Source organism: Staphylococcus sp. GDY8P94P, from assembly GCF_017892255.1.
GTDB lineage: Bacteria > Bacillota > Bacilli > Staphylococcales > Staphylococcaceae > Staphylococcus > Staphylococcus cohnii.
Genome location: NZ_JAESKU010000007.1, coordinates 186312 through 208312, shown reverse-complemented (window position 1 = coordinate 208312; position 22001 = coordinate 186312). Strand labels below are relative to the sequence as shown.

At 33.0% G+C, this 22001-nt stretch carries 17 protein-coding genes; 16 read left to right on the top strand and 1 reads right to left on the bottom strand.

The annotated features are described in order from the left end of the window. Positions 1-228 precede the first annotated feature (228 nt). The 16 genes from ileS to KA926_RS04275 all read left to right on the top strand — a co-directional run bounded on the left by ileS (position 229) and on the right by KA926_RS04275 (position 20160). Positions 229-2979, top strand: coding sequence for an isoleucine--tRNA ligase (gene ileS / locus KA926_RS04350; RefSeq protein WP_192946766.1), 2751 nt, complete (start codon positions 229-231; stop codon positions 2977-2979). Between the two features lie 309 nt (positions 2980-3288). After that, positions 3289-4083, top strand: a complete 795-nt coding sequence (locus KA926_RS04345; protein WP_210143646.1) for a VOC family protein — start codon at positions 3289-3291, stop codon at positions 4081-4083. A gap of 136 nt (positions 4084-4219) precedes the next feature. After that, positions 4220-4696 (top strand): signal peptidase II, encoded by a 477-nt coding sequence (lspA, locus tag KA926_RS04340; protein WP_019469324.1) that lies wholly within the window; start codon positions 4220-4222, stop codon positions 4694-4696. 12 nt (positions 4697-4708) lie between these two features. Then, entirely contained in the window at positions 4709-5626 is a 918-nt protein-coding gene (locus tag KA926_RS04335; RefSeq protein WP_192946765.1) for an RluA family pseudouridine synthase, read from the top strand. Between the two features lie 426 nt (positions 5627-6052). Then, positions 6053-6580 carry a bifunctional pyr operon transcriptional regulator/uracil phosphoribosyltransferase PyrR gene (gene pyrR / locus KA926_RS04330; protein ID WP_107383727.1) on the top strand — a complete coding sequence of 176 codons (528 nt, stop codon included), beginning with the start codon at positions 6053-6055 and terminating at the stop codon, positions 6578-6580. A 303-nt stretch (positions 6581-6883) separates the two neighbouring features. Next, positions 6884-8191, top strand: a complete 1308-nt coding sequence (locus KA926_RS04325) for a uracil-xanthine permease family protein (RefSeq protein ID WP_192946764.1) — start codon at positions 6884-6886, stop codon at positions 8189-8191. A 31-nt stretch (positions 8192-8222) separates the two neighbouring features. After that, positions 8223-9137 carry an aspartate carbamoyltransferase catalytic subunit gene (locus KA926_RS04320; protein ID WP_192946763.1) on the top strand — a complete coding sequence of 305 codons (915 nt, stop codon included), beginning with the start codon at positions 8223-8225 and terminating at the stop codon, positions 9135-9137. Beyond that, positions 9121-10395, top strand: coding sequence for a dihydroorotase (locus KA926_RS04315; RefSeq protein ID WP_192946762.1), 1275 nt, complete (start codon positions 9121-9123; stop codon positions 10393-10395). Before KA926_RS04320 ends, KA926_RS04315 begins: the two co-directional genes overlap by 17 nt. Next, complete coding sequence (locus KA926_RS04310; protein WP_210143645.1) at positions 10395-11495, top strand: carbamoyl phosphate synthase small subunit; 1101 nt, start codon at positions 10395-10397, stop codon at positions 11493-11495. The genes KA926_RS04315 and KA926_RS04310 overlap by 1 nt, the downstream gene beginning before the upstream one ends. After that, entirely contained in the window at positions 11488-14661 is a 3174-nt protein-coding gene (gene carB / locus KA926_RS04305) for a carbamoyl-phosphate synthase large subunit (protein WP_107383732.1), read from the top strand. The genes KA926_RS04310 and carB overlap by 8 nt, the downstream gene beginning before the upstream one ends. Positions 14662-14875: 214 nt before the next feature. Continuing rightward, complete coding sequence (pyrF, locus tag KA926_RS04300) at positions 14876-15580, top strand: orotidine-5'-phosphate decarboxylase (RefSeq protein WP_192946760.1); 705 nt, start codon at positions 14876-14878, stop codon at positions 15578-15580. Next, complete coding sequence (pyrE, locus tag KA926_RS04295; RefSeq protein ID WP_192946759.1) at positions 15573-16184, top strand: orotate phosphoribosyltransferase; 612 nt, start codon at positions 15573-15575, stop codon at positions 16182-16184. The genes pyrF and pyrE overlap by 8 nt, the downstream gene beginning before the upstream one ends. A 22-nt stretch (positions 16185-16206) precedes the next feature. Then, complete coding sequence (locus KA926_RS04290; protein WP_192946758.1) at positions 16207-16392, top strand: hypothetical protein; 186 nt, start codon at positions 16207-16209, stop codon at positions 16390-16392. 218 nt (positions 16393-16610) lie between these two features. After that, positions 16611-18164, top strand: coding sequence for an MFS transporter (locus tag KA926_RS04285; protein ID WP_192946757.1), 1554 nt, complete (start codon positions 16611-16613; stop codon positions 18162-18164). A gap of 615 nt (positions 18165-18779) precedes the next feature. Next, positions 18780-19634 (top strand): YitT family protein, encoded by an 855-nt coding sequence (locus KA926_RS04280; RefSeq protein ID WP_019467774.1) that lies wholly within the window; start codon positions 18780-18782, stop codon positions 19632-19634. A gap of 118 nt (positions 19635-19752) precedes the next feature. Continuing rightward, positions 19753-20160 carry a VOC family protein gene (locus KA926_RS04275; RefSeq protein ID WP_019467773.1) on the top strand — a complete coding sequence of 136 codons (408 nt, stop codon included), beginning with the start codon at positions 19753-19755 and terminating at the stop codon, positions 20158-20160. Between the two features lie 119 nt (positions 20161-20279). Here the strand turns inward: KA926_RS04275 and KA926_RS04270 are convergent, their stop codons facing one another. Continuing rightward, positions 20280-21980 carry an Rqc2 family fibronectin-binding protein gene (locus KA926_RS04270; RefSeq protein WP_192946755.1) on the bottom strand — a complete coding sequence of 567 codons (1701 nt, stop codon included), beginning with the start codon at positions 21978-21980 and terminating at the stop codon, positions 20280-20282. Positions 21981-22001 lie beyond the last annotated feature (21 nt).

Sequence of the window (22001 nt, the reverse complement as noted above, 5' to 3'; positions counted from 1 at the left end):
GTAAGAAACAGTCGATATATTCAAGCGAGTTAGGGATAGTGCGAGCCTAATATATATTTGTTTCTTATATCACTGTCGTTTTAATTGAATAATATGCAATGAGAGAACTCTAAGTTGAGTTAATCAGGGTGGTAACGCGGTAAATATCGTCCCTGTTAATTGAACTTAGAGTTCTTTTTATTGTTAGATACTAGACAAGTCAGAATATTGTAATAAGGAGTGTAGGAAATGGATTACAAAGATACGTTATTAATGCCAAAAACGAATTTTCCAATGCGTGGAGGATTACCAAATAAAGAACCAAAGATTCAAGAAGAATGGGATGCAAATGATATTTATCAAAAAGCATTAGAAAAAAACAAAGATAATGAACATTACATTTTACATGATGGCCCACCATATGCAAATGGTAATTTACATATGGGACATGCGTTAAATAAAATTTTGAAGGACTTTATTACGCGTTATAAAACAATGCAAGGTTTCTATACACCATATGTTCCAGGTTGGGATACACATGGATTACCAATCGAACAAGCACTTACTAAAAAAGGTGTTAAGCGTAAAGAATTATCAATTGCTGAATTTAGAAGAAAATGTGAAGCATTTGCGTTAGAACAAATTGAAAATCAAAAAAAAGATTTTAAACGCCTTGGTGTTAAAGGAGATTTTGCTAATCCATATATAACATTAAAACCAGAATATGAAGCAGCTCAAATTCGTTTGTTTGGTGAAATGGCTGATAAAGGACTTATTTATAAAGGTAAAAAACCAGTTTATTGGTCACCATCTAGTGAATCTTCATTAGCTGAAGCAGAAATTGAATATCAAGATAAGCGTTCGCCATCTATTTATGTCGCATTTGATGTTAAAGATAGTAAAGGTGTTGTTGCTGAAGATGCAAAATTCGTTATTTGGACTACTACACCTTGGACATTACCATCTAATGTTGCAATCACAGTACACCCAGATTTAGTTTATGGTCAATATAATGTGAACGGTGACAAATACATCATCGGTAAAGACTTAGTAGCTAATGTTGCTGAAGCATTAGAATGGGACGAAGATGCCATTGAACTAGAAAAAGAATTCAAAGGTAGTGACTTAGAATACATCGAAACACAACATCCATTTGCTGATCGTGTGTCACTAGTGATTAATGGATTACATGTTACAACAGATGCTGGTACAGGGTGTGTTCACACGGCTCCTGGACACGGGGAAGATGACTTTATTGTAGGCCAAAAATATAACTTGTCTGTTATCAGCCCTGTTGATGATAAAGGTGTATTTACAGAAGAAGCTGGTCAATTTGAAGGTATGTTCTACGATAAAGCCAATAAAGAAATTACAGATTTATTAAAAGAGAATGGTTCATTATTGAAATTAGAATTCATGACACATAGTTACCCACATGACTGGCGTACTAAGAAACCTGTTATTTTCCGTGCAACACCACAATGGTTTGCTTCTATTGATAAAGTACGTCAAGATATTTTAGATGCAATCGAAAATACACACTTTAAGGTTGATTGGGGTAGAACTCGTATTTACAACATGGTAAGAGACCGTGGAGAATGGGTTATTTCACGTCAACGTGTCTGGGGCGTGCCATTACCAGTATTTTATGCGGAAAACGGCGACATTATTATGACTAAAGAAACTGTTAATCATGTTGCAGATTTATTCCAAGAACATGGTTCAAATGTGTGGTTTGAGCGAGAAGCTAAAGATTTATTACCTGACGGATTCACACATCCAAGCAGTCCGAATGGTGTATTTACAAAAGAAACAGATATCATGGATGTTTGGTTCGATTCAGGGTCATCACATCGTGGTGTATTAGAAGAGCGCCCGGAATTATCTTATCCTGCTGATTTATATTTAGAAGGTAGTGACCAGTACCGTGGTTGGTTTAACTCCTCAATTACAACATCTGTTGCTACGAGAGGTATTTCACCATACAAAATGTTACTTTCACATGGATTCGTAATGGACGGCGAAGGTAAAAAAATGAGTAAATCATTAGGCAATGTCATCGTACCTGATCAAATAGTAAAACAGAAAGGTGCAGATATTGCACGTCTTTGGGTAAGTAGTGTTGATTATTTATCAGATGTGCGTATTTCAGATGAAATTTTAAAACAAACTTCTGATGTATATCGTAAAATTAGAAATACACTAAGATTTATGTTGGGTAATTTAAATGATTATAATCCGTCAACAGATGCAGTCCCAGAATCTGATTTATTAGAAGTAGATAAATATTTATTAAATAGATTACGTGAATTTACTGCGAACACATTAGACAATTATGATAACTATGATTATTTAGATATATATCAAGAATTACAAAATTTCATTAACGTTGAACTAAGTAATTTCTATTTAGATTATGGTAAAGACATCTTATATATAGAAGAGCAAAATGCACATAAACGTCGTAGTATGCAAACTGTGTTATACCAAATTGTAGTAGACATGACGAAATTATTAGCACCTATTCTTGCACATACGTCTGAAGAAGTATGGTCACATATTCCACATGTAGAGGAAGAAAGTGTACATTTATCACGCATGCCTGAACGTGTCGCTGTTGATGCTGAATTCATGGAAAAATGGAATACATTTATGAAATTACGTGACGATGTGAACCGAGCTTTAGAAGTTGCACGTAATGAAAAAGTAATTGGAAAATCATTAGAAGCCAAAGTAGTAATTGGTAGTAATGATAACTTTGATGCAACTACGTTTTTACAACAATTTTCTGATTTACAACAACTATTCATTACTTCACAAGCAGAGGTAGTTGATAAAGTTGAAAATGGAGAAGCATATCAATACGGTGATATCCACATTGAACATGCTCACGGAGAAAAATGTGAACGTTGTTGGAATTATAGTGAAACATTAGGTTCTGTAGGCGAACTAGACAACCTATGCCCACGTTGTCAAGCAGTTGTTAAAACACTTGTTTAAATATTTATAAATGAAAATGCAGGAGCATGGCGATAACTGTATTAACAAAATATTCCACAGTTTTGTTCCAGCATATTTGAATTGAATTAAATTCGATATGTATTTTAAACATTACAACAACTTTTGACTAATATTTTTGAATAACCTGAGACATCGTTGCGATGTCCCAGGTTTTCTTTTCTCTAATATAAATAACTTAAGCGAGTTATTTAGCAAATCCAATTTTTAAATTAAAATGAGCATATTGAAATTTAAAATTGAACAATTCATATATAATGAATGCAATAAGTAATTAGAAAGGTGTTAAATATGTTCCATAACGAAAGTGCGCATTTTGTAAATGGCATTATATTAAATGTGAGAGACAAAGATGAAATGAAAAAATTTTATGGAGACATAATTGGATTAAATGTAGTGAATGAATCATATTCTACGATTCAATATGAGATTGGAAATCTAAATCACTTCATGACACTTAATCAAATAAATATAGGAAGAGAACCACTTGTTTCAGAAGCAGGTTTATTTCACTTAGCTATTAAATTACCAACAAAAACAGATTTAGCAGACCTGCTTGTACAATTAAGTGAATATAAAATACCAATCAACGGTGGAGAACATGATATTTCAACTTCATTATATTTAGAAGATACTGAAGGAAATGGTTTAGAGTTTTATGTAGACAATCCAATTGATGAATGGTCTATTGAAAATGAAAAAGCAGTTTTAGAAACAAAACCATTAAATGTACCTAAATTATTAATATATGTCTCAGATGAGAAATGGCAAGGCATTCCTGATGACAGTATTATCGGATATATTAATTTAAAAACAATTCGGTTAAATAGAGTTAAACAATATTATAAAAATTACTTTGGTTTGGTACCATCTTCTGTAGAAACAGAGAGTGCAGTATATTTGGCTTCAAATGGTTATCATCAACATCTTGTAGTGAATAATTGGTTATCAAGTGTTAAACGCATAGAAAATCATAAAACTTATGGTCTAGCATGCGTAGATTTTCACTTTCCAGAAACAACACATAAATTATTGACTGGTCCCGACGGTATTCAGTTTAGATTTAATTATTATTCTGTACTTTAAAATAATGTCTATTTGAATAATGTTTCAAAAAAATAACTTAATATTTGAACTGTAACTTTTTTTATAAGTTTGATTAGGATATAATGAGAGTTGTTGTAAAAATCGACCGCACGTAGAATAAATAGGAGGTACAGACATGAAACGTCAGTACTATATTGGTACTTCTATATTTATAACAATCGTTATACTTATATTAGATCAAATCACAAAATTTATAATAACTAAAACAATGCAAATTGGTGACTCATTTGAAGTAATCCCTAATTTTTTGAGTATCACTTCACATAGAAATAATGGTGCAGCATGGGGGATTTTAAGTGGAAAAATGGCTTTTTTCTATATCATAACTGTCATTATTCTGATTATACTCATTGTCTTTTTTATAAAAGAAGCGAAGCATAATTTATTGATGCAAATTGCTATAAGTTTATTGTTTGCTGGTGCTTTAGGTAACTTTATTGACCGTGTATTAAACGGTGAAGTTGTAGACTTTGTTGATACTTATATATTTAGTTATAATTTTCCAATATTTAACGTAGCTGATTCGAGTTTAACTATAGGCGTCGTTTTAGTAATAATCGCTTTGTTAAGGGATATGAGGACAGAAGAATAGGAGAGATAGTGTATGGAGTTTCATGAGTTTAACATAGAAGACCCAGCTAACGCAGGACAACGAATAGATAAACTTTTGCCTGAGTTTAATGCTGAATGGTCACGTACTCAAATACAAGATTGGATTAAAGAAGGTTTAGTTAAAGTCAATGATAAAGTGATAAAATCCAATTATAAAACTAAGCTAAATGATAAAATTGTAGTAACTGAAAAAGAAATTGTTGAGGCAGATATTAAGCCGGAAAATCTTAATCTGAATTTTTATTATGAAGATGATGATGTCGCAATTGTTTATAAACCTAAGGGTATGGTAGTACATCCTTCTGCAGGTCATTATACAGGTACATTAGTAAATGGTTTAATGTATCAAATGAAAGACTTATCTGGTATAAATGGTGAAATACGTCCGGGAATTGTACATCGTATTGATAAAGATACTTCAGGTTTATTAATGATTGCGAAAAACGATATTGCACATCGTAGTTTAGTTGAACAATTGATAGATAAATCAGTCACGCGTAAATACATTGCATTAGTACATGGTAACATTCCACATGATTATGGTACTGTTGATGCACCTATTGGTCGAAATAAAAATGACCGTCAATCTATGGCTGTGGTCGATGATGGTAAAGACGCAATCACTCACTTTAATGTATTAGAACATTTTAATAAGTATACTTTAATAGAATGTCAGTTAGAAACAGGTCGTACCCACCAAATTCGTGTGCATATGAAATATATTGGCTATCCATTAGTAGGAGATCCAAAATATGGTCAGAAGAAAACATTAGATATTGGTGGTCAAGCATTGCATGCGGCAGTAATTGGTTTTGAACATCCAGTTACACAAGACTACATTGAAAAGACTTCACCTTTACCAGATGATTTTGAACAACTTTTAAATGATATTCGTAAATCTGATAATTAATAAGGCTAAGTTATATGACAAATTGAAAGTCATACCATGATGTTTGAATTGAAGCGATTGCTTTTACAAATCGAATCATATTCTAATATAGACTTGCAACAATATGTTATTCATGATAATATAATGACAGTTTAATAAAGAACGAACGTCTTTAATTGAAAGTCCAGAGAGGCTTCGAAGACATGTAATGAAAATAGAATATACAAACAAAGCATTTTAGTCACAAAAATAGCTAAAAGCCATCGTAGTTTTTTAGTAAACGCGATAAAAATCGTAATCACAAACACAAAATGGGTTATGATGGAGAAATCATCTGAAATTCAGAAATGTCTCTGCGATTTGTTTGTAATATTTTATTACGCAACCTCATGTCTTCTGAAGATGTGAGGTTTTTTTATATCATTAAGATTAAGGTAGGTGCCCAAAATGTCAGAACGAGTGATTATGGATGAAGCAGCAATACAAAGAACAGTGACACGTATTGCACATGAAATCTTAGAATATAATAAAGGTACTGATGATTTAATTTTGTTAGGCATTAAAACAAGAGGGGCATTTTTAGCGCGACGAATACAACAAAAAATCGAACAAATTGAAGAAATCACTGTTCCAACAGGTACGATTGATATTACACAATTTAGAGATGATTTGGAACAGACAATAGATCAAGCTGCAGAACAAACGTATGAAATTGATGTCAATATAACAAATCAAGTCGTAATTATAGTGGATGATGTTTTATATACTGGACGCACAGTTAGAGCATCACTTGATGCAGTACTTCAATATGCAAGACCTAGAAAAATAGGGCTAGCAACACTTATCGATCGCGGACATAGAGAACTGCCGATACGCGCAGACTTTGTTGGTAAAAACATACCTACTGCTAGAGAAGAAGCTGTCTCAGTTTTTCTTAGTGAAATAGATAATAGAAATGCAGTTGTAATTGAATAAATCAACACCTTTTAATTCAGTACGAGAGACTGAAAAAGGGAAGAGAATCATGTGGAAGTCAAAATTAAGTTTCAAAGCAACCACATTTCAAAATATAGTTATATTATATAAACCACATACTATAGATTCTCTCCATATCATCTAATCTTAATTTAAGGCTAGTATTCAAATAACAAACCTTACGCTTTAAGCAGTAATTTTGTTTGAATGAGCTAAATTTTGATTTGAGGATTGATACTTTTTAAGTCTCTTTACATGAAAACAATGTAAAGAGACTTTTTTTATGAGAGGAAGCGGAAAGTCATGGAAAATGAAACAATGTTTGAACGGACAGCTAAACCAGTATTAGATGTACGAGATAAACCTAAATTAGGACAATGGGCATTTTTAAGCACCCAGCATTTATTTGCAATGTTTGGATCGACTGTTCTCGTACCTTTTTTAACTGGATTACCCATATCATCTGCCTTACTAGCATCAGGCATAGGGACATTATTGTATATACTAATTACAAAAGCGAAAATACCAGCATATTTAGGTTCAAGTTTCGCATTTATCACACCAATCATAACTGGATTGAATTCACATGGCTTAGGTGACATGTTAGTGGCATTGTTTATGAGCGGTGTAATGTATGTGCTCATCGGATTAGCTATTAGATTAAGTGGAACAGGGTGGCTTATGCACTTACTGCCTCCTGTAGTTGTCGGACCTGTCATTATGGTGATTGGTTTGAGTCTAGCACCTACTGCGGTTAACATGGCAATGTTTGAAAATTCAGGCGATATGAAGGGTTATAACTTAAGTTATTTAATAGTAGCAATGATTACATTGCTTGTAACGATTATGGTTCAAGGATACTTTAAAGGTTTCTTGTCGCTTATACCTGTATTAATAGGCATTATAACGGGTTACATTGTTTCAATTTTTATGGGACTTGTTAACTTTAAACCTGTAGCAGAAGCAAAATGGCTGCAGTTTCCAGAGGTGTACCTACCGTTTAAAGACTACACGCCATCATTTCATCTAGGTTTGGTGCTCGTTTTAATACCAATCGTTTTTGTTACGGTAAGTGAGCATATTGGACATCAAATGGTGATTAACAAAATCGTGGGACGAAATTTCTTTAAAGATCCAGGATTAGATAAATCCATTATTGGTGACGGTGTGTCAACAATGTTTGCAAGTATTATAGGTGGTCCTCCAAGTACAACTTACGGAGAAAACATCGGCGTATTAGCTATCACGAAAATTTATAGTATATATGTGATTGGAGGTGCTGCAGTCATAGCTATAATATTAGGATTTGTAGGCAAATTCACAGCATTGGTTTCATCTATACCAACACCTGTTATGGGAGGTGTATCGATATTACTTTTTGGAATTATTGCAGCAAGTGGTCTGAGAATGCTTGTAGAAAGTGAGGTTGATTTTGCAAGTAACCGAAATCTTGTCATTGCATCAGTCATACTAGTAATAGGTATTGGCAACCTCGTCTTCAACTTAAATGGGATAGGTATTAATTTAGAAATTGAAGGTATGGCATTAGCAGCACTAGCAGGTATTCTACTAAACTTAATTTTACCGCAAGAGATTGAAACAAATAAATAAATGTGTATTTCATTATTAGGAGGCTGAAAAAATGGATAATTTACTATCAATGGAACATCTAACTACAAATGAGATTTATGAACTAATCGAAATTGCGAGTGGTATTAAAAACGGATCGTTTAAACCACATAATTATGAAGACAAGTTTGTAGCAAATTTATTTTTTGAAAATTCTACACGTACGAAAAGTAGCTTTTTAGTGGCAGAGCAAAAATTAGGATTAAAATTGATTGATTTTGAGACGAGCACCTCTTCAGTTCAAAAAGGTGAGAGCTTATACGATACGTGTAAAACATTAGAACAAGTAGGCGCAGATGTTTTAGTAATTAGACATTCAGATACAACATACTATAATGATTTAAATTCACTGAAGTTACCGATTATCAATGCAGGTGATGGAAGTGGACAGCATCCAACACAAAGTTTATTAGACCTTATGACAATATATGAAGAGTATGACACATTTAAAGATTTAAATATTTTAATATGTGGAGATATAAAAAACTCCCGTGTAGCGAGAAGTAACTTTCAAAGTTTAACAGCACTCGGTGCAAATGTTATGTTCTCGAGTCCTGAAGCGTGGAGAGATGACACTTTAGCAGCACCCTATGTTGATATAGATAAAGTGATAGATGATATAGATATTGTCATGTTACTTAGAGTACAGCACGAAAGACATGGAGATGAAGAAACAGCAAATTTTGAAAATCAAAATTATCATGAAAACTTTGGTTTGACGAAAGATCGCTATAATCGATTGAAATCATCAGCAATCGTTATGCATCCAGCACCTGTCAATCGCGGTGTTGAAATTGATGATTGTTTAGTAGAAGCAGAAAAATCGCGTATCTTTAAACAGATGGAAAATGGCATGTATACACGAATGGCTGTCATTGAGTATATATTACAAACAAAGGAGGCAGAAATAAATGAAATTGCTAACTAATGCGAAAATCTTAGAAAATGGTGAACTTAAAACAACCTCTATCTTAATAGAAGGTAAAAATATAAAAAAAATTGCGCCAGATATAGAGGTAGATACCGATGTTGAAATCGTTGATTTAAAGGGGGACTTTGTTGCGCCAGGTTTAGTTGATGTACATGTACATTTAAGAGAACCAGGCGGTGAACATAAAGAAACAATTGCAACAGGGACTCAAGCAGCTGCAAGAGGAGGATTTACGACAGTTTGTCCAATGCCAAACACACGCCCTGTACCTGACTCTGTTGAAAATTTAGAGCGTTTAAACAAATTAATCGAAGAAAATGCACAAGTTAGAGTTTTACCATATAGTGCAATTACAGTTAGACAAGCAGGTAATGAACACGTTGATTTCGAAGCTTTAGCAAAGTTAGGCACATTTGCCTTTACTGATGATGGCGTAGGTGTACAACAAGCAAATATGATGTATGAAGCCATGCAACAAGCAACAAAAGTAAATAAAGCAGTAGTTGCGCATTGTGAAGATAATAGTCTGATATATGGTGGTGCTATGCATGATGGGGAACGTAGTAAAGCTTTAGGCATACCGGGCATACCTAATATTTGTGAAGCGGTACAAATTGCGAGAGATGTTCTGTTAGCTGAAGCAGCAGGGGCACATTACCATGTGTGTCATGTATCTACAAAAGAAAGTGTACGGGCTATAAGAGATGCTAAAAAAGCAGGTATTCATGTAACAGCTGAAGTGACACCACATCATTTATTATTAACTGAAGAGGATGTGCCTGGCGATGATGCAATTTATAAAATGAATCCTCCTTTAAGAAGTAAAGAAGATCGAACGGCGCTAATCGAAGGATTGTTAGATGGGACAATAGATTGCATTGCCACAGACCATGCACCACATGCGAAAGAAGAAAAAGCACAACCGATGACAAAAGCACCTTTTGGCATCGTTGGCAGTGAAACAGCATTTCCATTATTGTATACCCATTTTGTAAAAAATGGTGATTGGTCATTGCAACAATTGGTTGACTATTTAACAATCAAACCATCTCAAATATTTGATTTACCTTATGGAAGATTAGAAGAAGGTGGTTTGGCTGACCTTACTGTCATTAATCTAGAAGAAGAGAAAGAGATTAGGGCAGAAGATTTTGCATCTAAAGGAACCAATACACCTTTTATAGGTGAAAAAGTATACGGTACTCCAGTATTAACATTGGTAGAAGGTGAAGTTAAATTTAAGGAGGAAAAGTAATGTTGCAAAAACGCTATTTAGTTTTAGAAGATGGAACATATTATGAAGGTTATCCATTAGGTTCAGATCATTTGACGAAAGGTGAAATAGTATTCAATACTGCTATGACTGGGTATCAAGAAACGATATCTGATCCATCATACACAGGACAAATTATTACATTTACCTATCCATTGATAGGAAACTACGGAATTAATCGAGATGATTTTGAATCATTGATACCAACATTGAGTGGTGTTGTTGTTAAAGAAGCGAGCACTTATCCGAGTCATTTTCGCATGCAAAAAACATTCCACGAAGTGTTAAAAGACTATGATATACCAGGTATTTCTGGTGTGGATACACGTAGTATTACTCGAAAAATTAGAAACTATGGCGTTTTAAAAGCAGCTTTTACAGATAATAAGAAAGAAATTCCGCAATTGATAGAAGAGTTGAAGGTCATTGAATTACCTAGAGATGAAGTGAAAACAGTGTCTACTAAGACACCATATGTGTCTACGGGCTATGACTTAAGTGTTGTATTAGTAGATTTTGGTAAAAAACAAAATATTGTGAGAGAACTTAATTTACGTGGTTGTAATGTTACAGTTGTGCCTTATGATTCCACGGCAGAAGAAATTATTAGAATGTCACCAGATGGTGTGATGTTATCAAATGGGCCTGGTGATCCAGAAGAAGTCAAAGTTGCAATTAATATGATTAATGGCATTTTAGGAAAAATTCCTTTCTTTGGTATTTGCTTAGGTCATCAATTATTTGCACTTTCACAAGGAGCTACATCATTTAAAATGAAATTTGGACATAGAGGTGCAAATCATCCTGTGAAAGATTTAAAAACTGGAAAAATAACATTAACAAGCCAAAATCATGGTTATGCAATTGATAAAGATTCATTAGTTAATACACCATTAGAAATAACACATGTAGCGATTAATGACGGTACAGTTGAAGGATTAAGACACCAATCATTACCTGCATTTTCAGTACAATATCATCCTGAAGCAAATCCTGGACCGACAGATTCAAATTATTTGTTTGATGAATTTATTAAAATGATGCATGACTATAAAGAAAAGGAGCTTTTGACAAATGCCTAAACGTAACGATATTAAAACGATTTTAGTTATCGGATCTGGACCGATTATTATAGGTCAAGCTGCAGAGTTTGATTATGCAGGAACGCAAGCTTGCTTAGCATTACGAGAAGAAGGTTATCGTGTTATATTAGTAAATTCAAATCCAGCGACGATTATGACGGATAATGAAATTGCTGACAAAGTCTATATTGAACCTTTAACGCATGACTTTATTGCACGCATTATTCGTAAAGAACAACCTGATGCTTTACTACCAACCTTAGGTGGCCAAACAGGGCTTAATATGGCGATTCAATTACATGATAGCGGCGTATTAGAAGCGAACAATGTACAATTGCTTGGCACAAAATTAGCGTCTATTCAACAAGCGGAAGACAGAGAATTATTCAGAGACTTAATGAATGAGTTAGATGTTCCAGTTCCAGAAAGTGATATCGTAAATACTTTAGAACAGGCGTTTGAATTTAAAGAAGTGGTAGGATATCCATTAATTGTGAGACCTGCTTTCACTATGGGAGGTACTGGCGGTGGTATTTGCCATAATGATGAAGAATTCAGACAAGTGGTAACGAATGGCTTGCATTACAGTCCTGCAACACAATGTTTAATAGAAAAATCAATCGCAGGTTTTAAAGAGATTGAATATGAAGTGATGCGAGATAAAAATGATAATGCCATTGTTGTTTGTAACATGGAGAATATAGATCCAGTCGGTATACATACTGGGGATTCTATTGTAGTAGCACCTAGTCAAACTTTATCAGATGTTGAATATCAAATGTTACGTGATGTGTCGTTAAAAGTGATTCGTGCTTTAGGCATTGAAGGTGGCTGTAATGTACAACTGGCATTAGACCCACACTCAATGAAATATTATATTATTGAAGTGAATCCGCGTGTTTCACGTTCATCAGCTTTAGCTTCAAAGGCTACAGGCTATCCGATTGCAAAATTAGCTGCCAAAATAGCGATAGGTTTATCTTTAGATGAAATGCTGAATCCAATAACTAAAACGTCTTATGCTGCATTTGAACCTACGTTGGATTATGTTATAACAAAAATTCCACGTTTTCCGTTTGATAAGTTTGAAAAGGGTGAACGTGTGCTAGGTACACAAATGAAAGCAACTGGTGAGGTAATGGCGATTGGTCGAACATATGAAGAGTCATTATTGAAAGCGATTCGTTCACTTGAATATGGTGTACATCATTTAGGCTTACCAAATGGTGAAACATATGATTTAGATTATATAAAAGCGCGTATACAAGATCAAGATGATGAGCGTTTATTCTTTATAGGAGAAGCTATTAGACGAGGTACATCTTTAGAAGAAATACACGAAATGACTAAGATTGATTATTTCTTCTTAAATAAATTCCTACACATCATTGATATAGAGCATGATTTAAAAGAACACAAAGGGGATATAGACTATTTAAAATTTGCTAAGAGTTATGGTTTTAGTGATCGAATTATCGCACATCGTTTTGATATGTCAGAATCTGAAATTTATAACTTAAGAAAACAACATAATATTTCACCAGTATATAAAATGGTAGATACTTGTGCTGCAGAATTTGAATCAGCTACACCATATTACTATGGCACATATGAACAAGAAAATGAGTCAATCGTCACTGAAAAAGAGAAAATATTAGTTTTGGGTTCAGGACCAATTAGAATCGGCCAAGGTGTAGAATTTGATTACGCAACTGTGCATGCTGTTTGGGCAATTCAGCAAGCTGGTTATGAAGCCATTATCGTCAATAATAATCCTGAAACAGTATCTACAGACTTCTCAATTTCAGACAAATTATATTTTGAACCACTAACAGAAGAAGATGTAATGAATATTATAAATATTGAACAACCAAAAGGTGTAGTAGTTCAGTTTGGTGGTCAAACTGCGATTAATTTAGCAGATAAAATTGAAAAGTATGGCGTGAAAATTTTAGGTACATCACTTGAAGATCTGAATCGTGCTGAAGATCGTAAAGAATTTGAGGCGCTGTTACATAAGATTGATGTGCCTCAACCTAACGGTAAAACAGCAACTTCAGCTGAAGAAGCGCTCAAAAATGCACGTGCAATCGGTTATCCTGTAGTAGTTAGACCATCATATGTATTAGGTGGACGTGCTATGGAAATCGTATATAACGATGAAGAGTTAACCAATTATATGAACCAAGCAGTGAAAGCGAGTCCGGATCATCCTGTATTAGTTGATAGATATCTCACAGGTAAAGAAATAGAAGTCGATGCTATCTCAGATGGTGAAACGGTAATTATACCTGGGATTATGGAACATATTGAACGCGCTGGTGTTCATTCAGGTGATTCAATTGCAGTATATCCTCCACAAACCTTGACACAAGAAGAGCTTAAAACACTAGAAGATTATACAATTCGCTTAGCGAAAGGCCTAAATATCATAGGTTTAATCAATATACAATTTGTTATTGCACATGATGGTGTATATGTTTTAGAAGTGAACCCTCGTGCGAGTCGTACAGTTCCTTTTTTAAGTAAAATTACGCATATACAAATGGCACAGTTGGCCATGCGTGCAATTATAGGTGAGCAACTTACAGATTTAGGATATCGCGAAGGTGTTCAACCATATAGTGAAGGTGTCTTTGTCAAAGCACCGGTATTTAGCTTTAATAAATTGAAAAATGTAGATATCACATTAGGACCTGAAATGAAGTCAACTGGAGAAGTCATGGGGAAAGATTCAACTATGGAAAAGGCTTTATATAAAGGTTTGACAGCAAGTGGTATGGAAGTTAAAGATTATGGCACAGTATTGATGACTGTAAGTGATAAAGACAAAGATGAAATTGTGAATATCGCAGCTCGTTTAAATGAAGTCGGTTATAAAATATTAGCTACTGAAGGTACTGCTAAAAAATTAGAAAATAACCATATAACTGCAGAAACTGTAGGGAAAATTGGCGGAGAAGACGATTTATTATCACGTATACAAACGAATGATGTGCAAATTGTGATTAATACAATGACAAAAGGAAAAGAAGTTGAACGTGATGGTTTCCAAATTAGACGTGCCTCTGTAGAAAATGGTGTACCTTGTCTAACTTCATTAGATACAGCGGAAGCATTAACATCGGTTATAGAAAGTATGACTTTTACGATGAAAAATATGTAAAATTTAGTTTCCAATGTTAAGAAAACTAAAACAATTGTTTATGTTTAAGTGAAAATTATGAAATTGGCAGTAGATGGCTAGGACGAAAAATAGTTTTATAAATTTTTCTCCTAGTTGTCCTTGTCAGATTGAAAAAATTTTAAAATATCATTGTGTCATATGCCTTTACGCACTTGGAAAATATAATGAAAAGATACTATGAGAGGCGATATATATGCAAAATAATCTACCAATCATTGCTTTAGATTTTGATTCAGCAGAAGTAGTTGAACAATTTTTAGATCAATTTGATGAACCATTATTTGTCAAAGTCGGTATGGAACTTTTTTATCAAACTGGCCCGTCATTAATCACTAATATTAAAAAACGTGGTCATCGTATATTCTTAGATTTAAAATTACATGATATTCCTAACACTGTTGGCAAAGCAATGGAAGGCTTAAGTAAATTAGATGTCGATTTAGTAAATGTACATGCGGCTGGTGGTTCAGAAATGATGAAACGCGCCCTAGAAGGCATAAAAAAATATAATAGTGATATTAAAATTATTGCAGTGACACAATTAACGTCAACTACAGAAATAATGTTACATGATGAACAAAATATCCAAAGTACAATGGATGAAGCAGTTTTGAATTATGCGCGTTTAGCCAAATTATCAGGTTTAGATGGTGTTGTATGTTCACCACTGGAGGCAAAATTATTAACACAAGAATTAGGTGAAAACTTCTTGAAAGTGACGCCAGGCATTCGTCCGGAAAATATTTCATCTGATGATCAGCAACGTGTTACAACGCCAGAAAAAGCAAGCATTTTTGGTGCTACACATATTGTTGTAGGGCGACCAATCACGCAGAGTGAAACTCCAGTTAAGAGTTACCAAAAAATTAAAGAAAGTTGGTTGAAATCAAATGACTAAATCAATTGCACAAGCATTGTTAGACATAAAAGCTGTATCATTATCTCCCAATGATCCGTTTACTTGGAGTTCAGGCATTAAATCACCAATATATTGTGATAATCGCGTTACACTAGGTTTTCCAGACGTACGTAATCATATTAGAGATGGACTACAAGCATTGATTGAATCACATTTTAAAGATATTGAAGTTATATCAGGTACTGCAACAGCCGGTATTCCCCATGCAGCTTATGTCTCAGAAGTGATGAACTTACCGATGAACTATGCTCGATCAAAAAGTAAAAGCCATGGTAAACAGAATCAAATTGAAGGTGCATCAAGTGAAGGTAAAAATGTAGTAGTTATAGAAGATTTAATATCTACAGGTGGCTCTTCAATAACTGCAGTAGAAGCATTGAAAGCTGCTGGTGCAAATGTCATTGGTGTAGTAGCAATCTTTACTTATGGTTTGAAAAAAGCAGACGAACAATTTGCACAAGCTGGAGTTCCTTTCTATACATTAAGTAATTATAATGAATTAATTGAAGTTGCAAGGGAAAATGGAGAAATTTCTGAAAATGATATTACTACATTAGTTGATTGGAGAGATAACTTGTCATAAAATATTAAGTGGAGGGGATGTTATGACAAAAGACTCGAATGTAGCCTATAATCATTTTGCTCATTTAAATAAATTCCTCAAAAAATCAGAAGACTATAGAGTACAATCAACTTTAGAAGACGAAAATAAATGGGGATTTAACGCTACAGAATCAAATATTTATAAAAAATCCAAATCAAATCTAAAGCAAAAAGGACATATTAAATAACTATATTTGTAAATAAATTGTGGAAATTTGAAATAACGCAAAAATTATGTAATTTAATTGATTAGAAAATGCTTAAAAGACTTTTATATATTGATAAAGGTCTTTTAGGCATTTTTTAATATGTAAATACATTTGTGTTCATAATTAGTTCACAAAGTAGGTTTTAAATAATAAATATCATATGAAGTTCCAAGACAGAAAGAAAGGAATGAATGAATTTGAAACATAAAAAATTTGATATTGTTGCACTATTTTTACTCATTGGCGTGTTTATGGCAGCTTTAGACAATGGTATTATTAGTGCAGCGTTAACTACAATAAATCAATCCTTTGAAATTTCAGCACAAATGGGATCATGGGGAATAACGATTTATACATTAGGTATGGCTGTAACCACACCTATAGCAGGTAAACTTGCTGATATGTATGGTCGTAAAAAAATATTTATTATTGAAGTGATTTTATTTGGTTTTGGATCATTGTTAGTTGCATTAAGTCCTAATTATACGTTCTTTATCATTGCACGTTTAATTCAATCATTTGGTGGTGGCGGTTTATTTGTAATCGCTAGTTCACATATCATTTCTACATATACCAAAGAAAAACAAGGTAGTATGCTTGGTGGATTAGGAGCAATGAATGGTATTGCTTCGGTATTAGGACCAAATATTGGAAGTTTATTAATTAATGTAAGTGGTACATGGCATTGGTTATTCTTGATTAATGTCCCAGTGGCAATAATGATTGTTATTTTTATGATGATTAAAATGCCAGAAACACAAGAAAAAGTTAAAACTAAAATTGATAAATATGCCATCATTGTATTTTCATTTTCAACATTATTAATGATGTTTGCGATTAATAATATACAAACTGGTAATATTGCTAATAGTATACTTAGTTTTTCGGTGATTGGTTTATTTGTATTGGCTATGGTAGGCTATGGTATTTTAATTTTAGTGGAATATAAAAATGAAGCGACTGATATAGATGCTTTCTTACCTTTTTATTTACTGAAAAAGCCAGCTTTTTCAGTGGTATTGATTATGGGCGTTTTATCTGGGATGTTAATTGGGTCAATTATTTTCATTCCTTCATTTGTTGAAAACGTGTTGCATGTTAAAGCTGCTAACAGTGGATATTGGATGACGCCCTTAGCATTAGCTTCAGGTGTAGGCGCATCAATGGGTGGAAAGATTGTAGATAAAAAAGGTCCTATATTTGCATTAGTGATTGCAAGTATAATTAGTATGATTGGCTATGGTGGTTTAGCCTTTTTAACTTATTCAACTATGCCATTTTTAGTATTTTCAATAATTGCAGGCTTAGGCTTTGGTTTTACAATTGGCGCACCAATGACTGTATTAGCAACTAAGTCAGCACATTCTGCTAAAAATAATAGTACAGTTATTGGAACATTATCAGTTTCCAGACAAGTCGGAATTACTATTGCACCGACAATGTTTACGACATTTATTCAATTCGGATATAGCCAAATGGGAAATAAAATTAAAGAAAGTATAAATTCAGCCCACTTTGGACTCAAAGACATACCAGTTTCTTTAATGAACACAATGGAGCATCGTTCAGGTAATCTTACTAAAATATTAGGGCAGGTAAATCAAATTTCTAACGATACATTAAGACATGCAATCACAAATGGTATTGAAGATGCAACCCACCTTGCGTATATGCCAATATTTTTAACTGCAGTTATTGCAGCTTTTATCATTTTGTTACTTATTACGCTTTTTAGAAAAGAATTTAAATAAAGTGAAAATTTAATAAGTAAGTAAATGGTATAGATTTTTTATAGAAGTTTAGGTTAACTTCAAAAACAAAAACGCAGAAACGTAGACAAGATTATATTGTCTACGTTTCTGCGTTTTTTGAGTATTGTTATGTGAAAACGAATGAAATCATCCGCGATTTTGAAATGATTAAAAAGAAATATGATAAAGTTGTTATATAAAAATTATTAACGAATCATAATTTTAATGATGATAAAGCCAATGAGTATCACTAAAGCTGCAATAAGTAATGGAATAACATAATAAAGCATGAAATACCTCCAATTGTATTTATTTTAACTATAAATATTCAAAAGTAAAATGATTTTATTGTTTTAAGTCATCAAAGTTTTCAATAATACACGCTTTAGAAATTAATGTTGCAAACTACACTAAGTGGTATATTGAAATAGGTTGTGTTACATTTGCAATTATACTATGTAACAACAAATAATGTTATATTTTCAATTAATTTGGTTTTAACTTCAAATTGTGAGTAAAAAACGCATTTGTAAAATCAAAATGGAACATGATTTGAATACGCTTTTCAAACTTACCTTAATTAAGTTTATATTATCAAATGTAAGGGGAAATGATATGAAATTTGTGAAACAACTACTAAAAAACCATACTAAAAATGTTATTGTCTGTTTAATTGGTGCGTTTGTGAGTGCGATTGCAGTTAATTCATTTATATTAGAATCTAATTTAGGTGATGGGGGTACAGTTGGTATGGCATTGGCATTAAAATATGCATTTGGCTTTTCACCTGCTATATCCTCTTTAATTATAAATACATTGGTCATTATTGTAGGATGGCGTTTTTTAAGTACCAGAACAGCAGTATATACTTTTATTGCTAATACAGCGATATCTATCTTTTTAGATTTAACTGAAAACTTCAAAACAGGTATTGATAATTTTGTAATAAATGCTTCTTTTGGAGGGGTGTTAGTAGGTGTAGGTATAGGATTAGTAATTGCTTCTGGGGGTGTGATAGGGGGCACATCAGTTATTGCCAAGATGTTAAATAAATATTTTGACATCAAGACATCACAAGGTATTTTTGTTTTAGATGCTCTGGTTGTCTTATCCTTTTTATTTGTCTTACCATTAGAAAATGTCTTATTTACTGTAATTATGATATTTATCACTGAACGTGCAACTGCATTTATTATTGAAGGATTCCATCCTAAAAAAGCAGTAACTGTGATATCAAGTAAAAATGAGATAATTAGTGATGAAATAAATAGTTTTACAGGTAGAGGCTCGACACTTTTAAAAGGGAAAGGTGGTTACGGTAAACATGAAACAAGTATGTTGTATGTTGTAGTGCCACAATCACAAGTGACCAGAGTTAAAAAGCTTGTAAATGAGGTAGATGAAAATGCCTTTTTAGTTATTCATGATGTGAGAGATGTATTAGGAAACGGATTTATGAATTTATCTTAATTATAGATTTTTATAGGTGCTATGCTTCAAATTATTTGTTAATTGCTAATTTTATTCGTTCGATTTTTTTAAGAATTTGTTTTATTCTATATTTAAGATGTTTTAAGGAGGCAATTCAATGGCAATTCCAAAAATAACGACATTTCTTATGTTTAATGGACAAGCAGAGGAAGCAATCAATCTGTATGTAGAAGCATTTGAGGATGCAGAAATATTAACGATGGTTAAATATGAAGAAAATGATGAAGAACCTACTGGTGCAGTGCAACATGCTATCTTTCGCTTGAAAGATCAAGTTTTTATGGCGATTGATAATATGAATGGTGTCGATGTGGACATGAATCCAGCAATGTCATTATATGTTACGGTAGACAGTCCGTTAGAAATGGAAAGATTATTTAGTAAATTAAAAAGTGGTGGGGCAATTTTAATGCCTAAAACTGAAATGCCACCATTTAGAGAATTTACATGGATTGTAGATAGATTTGGCGTTAATTTTCAACTCGCGTTACCAGAAAAAAAATAAATATTAACAAGGCTAAGATTAAGCATCGTGCACATGTTGTGTGTACTAATTGCTCATGATCTTAGCCTTGTTTTTAATTTATAGAGATATGGCTACTACAACTTTAAAGTATTTTACGTTTATGATGTCACTTTCATTTTTTGAATATGGTCGTAATCAGGTGTAGCATAGAGTGTTTTTTGATGATCATATGTTACAAACCCTGGTTTTGCGCCAGAAGGTTTATGAACGTGTTTAATTTCAGTATAATCTACTGGTATTTGACCAGAATTACCAGCTTTTGAAAAATAACCAGCCAGCATAGCCGCTTCTTTTATAGTATTTTCACTAGGAGCATCATTTAAAATCACCACATGAGAACCAGGAATGTCTTTTGTATGAAACCAGAGATGCTGTTTGCTTGCCTTTTTATTTGTTAAATAATCATTTTGCTTATTATTCTTTCCTACAAGCATAGTATCTCCGTCAGTTGAGACATATTCCTGTAATTGAATGGTAGGTTTCTTTTTCTTATTTTTTTGTTTGCGTTGCTTCATATAACCTTGTTCGGCAAGTTCTTCTCTAATGTCATCAATATCCTCGACGGATATATGTGTAAGTTGTTGTTCTATATTTTCAAAATATGTGATGTTTTCTTTAGTTAAATCAATTTGACGTGTTAATTCGTGTGCACGTGTTTTCAATTTATTATATTTTTTATAATACATTTGGGCATTCGTTGCTGGTGATTTTGTGGTATCTAAAGGAATAGTTACTTCATTACCATCATAATAATTAGTAGTCGTTAGATACTCATCGCCTTGTTTAATTCTATAAATATTGGCAGTGATTAATTCGCCAAATAATTGCTGTACTTCTTTATCTTTAGTACCCTCTTGTTCATCGATTAATTTACTTAATTTATTTTGATATTTATGCAACTGTTGCTGGACAAATTTAACTAAATCATTTGCACGTTGTTTAACGCGTTCTCTTTCGCCTCTGGCATCATAATATCTATCTAATAAATCATGTAAAGAATCATATTCAACCATATCATCGTAAAACTGATTTAAATACATGAAGTAGAAATCTTCTTTTCCTGTTTCATGATTTTTATGAAAAACAGGGGTAGGTAATTCCTTTGTCTCATTCATTACAGAATCAAATGCCTCTGGTAACGTTTCAGTTGTCATAAATTGTTTGCGATTGACGATTTCGTTCGTAATTAAAGGACTAAAGCCTTCAAATTGATTTAATAGCTGTCTAGCGATTTTCCCACTATTGAAATCAATGAATTTTAAAGCTTCTGTACCTGTAATATCATATGGATTTGTTTTATTTTGCGTAGGGGGTGCTTCGTATTGAAACCCGGGCATTACTGTACGATATTGATTTGTATTAGGCGTTAAATGTTTAAAACCTTCAATAATCTTGCGTTGATTATCTACTAATATTAAATTACTGTGTTTACCCATTATTTCTAAAATAATTGTACGGTAAGTGGTATCACCAATTTCATCTTTACTGTGTATATCTATTTCTACACGTCTATCATTTCCTATTTGTCTTATTGCTTTAATAAAACCACCCTCTAAATGTTTACGAAATACTCTTGCAAACATTGGTGGTTCAAATGGATTATCGTATTTTTTATCTGTTAAATGCATTCTAGCAAAACTAGGATGGATCGAGAGTAGAAGTTGATGGTTTTTACGATTTTGACGTATTACCATGATGATTGCATCGTTTTCAGGTTGATTGATTTTATGAATTCTACCATCAACGAGAAATTGTAAAGACTCTACCATTTTTCGTGTAAATAAACCATCGTATGCCATTACTATCAGCCACCTTATTTT

Coding starts and splice junctions, on each gene's coding strand:
- KA926_RS04345 (WP_210143646.1), top strand. CDS start 3,289: ATGTTCCATAACGAAAGTGCGCATTTTGTAAATGGCATTATATTAAAT.
- KA926_RS04290 (WP_192946758.1), top strand. CDS start 16,207: ATGACAAAAGACTCGAATGTAGCCTATAATCATTTTGCTCATTTAAAT.
- KA926_RS04275 (WP_019467773.1), top strand. CDS start 19,753: ATGGCAATTCCAAAAATAACGACATTTCTTATGTTTAATGGACAAGCA.
- pyrR (WP_107383727.1), top strand. CDS start 6,053: ATGTCAGAACGAGTGATTATGGATGAAGCAGCAATACAAAGAACAGTG.
- KA926_RS04320 (WP_192946763.1), top strand. CDS start 8,223: ATGGATAATTTACTATCAATGGAACATCTAACTACAAATGAGATTTAT.
- KA926_RS04335 (WP_192946765.1), top strand. CDS start 4,709: ATGGAGTTTCATGAGTTTAACATAGAAGACCCAGCTAACGCAGGACAA.
- pyrE (WP_192946759.1), top strand. CDS start 15,573: ATGACTAAATCAATTGCACAAGCATTGTTAGACATAAAAGCTGTATCA.
- ileS (WP_192946766.1), top strand. CDS start 229: ATGGATTACAAAGATACGTTATTAATGCCAAAAACGAATTTTCCAATG.
- KA926_RS04270 (WP_192946755.1), bottom strand. CDS start 21,980: ATGGCATACGATGGTTTATTTACACGAAAAATGGTAGAGTCTTTACAA.
- KA926_RS04325 (WP_192946764.1), top strand. CDS start 6,884: ATGGAAAATGAAACAATGTTTGAACGGACAGCTAAACCAGTATTAGAT.
- KA926_RS04310 (WP_210143645.1), top strand. CDS start 10,395: ATGTTGCAAAAACGCTATTTAGTTTTAGAAGATGGAACATATTATGAA.
- pyrF (WP_192946760.1), top strand. CDS start 14,876: ATGCAAAATAATCTACCAATCATTGCTTTAGATTTTGATTCAGCAGAA.
- carB (WP_107383732.1), top strand. CDS start 11,488: ATGCCTAAACGTAACGATATTAAAACGATTTTAGTTATCGGATCTGGA.
- KA926_RS04280 (WP_019467774.1), top strand. CDS start 18,780: ATGAAATTTGTGAAACAACTACTAAAAAACCATACTAAAAATGTTATT.
- lspA (WP_019469324.1), top strand. CDS start 4,220: ATGAAACGTCAGTACTATATTGGTACTTCTATATTTATAACAATCGTT.
- KA926_RS04315 (WP_192946762.1), top strand. CDS start 9,121: ATGAAATTGCTAACTAATGCGAAAATCTTAGAAAATGGTGAACTTAAA.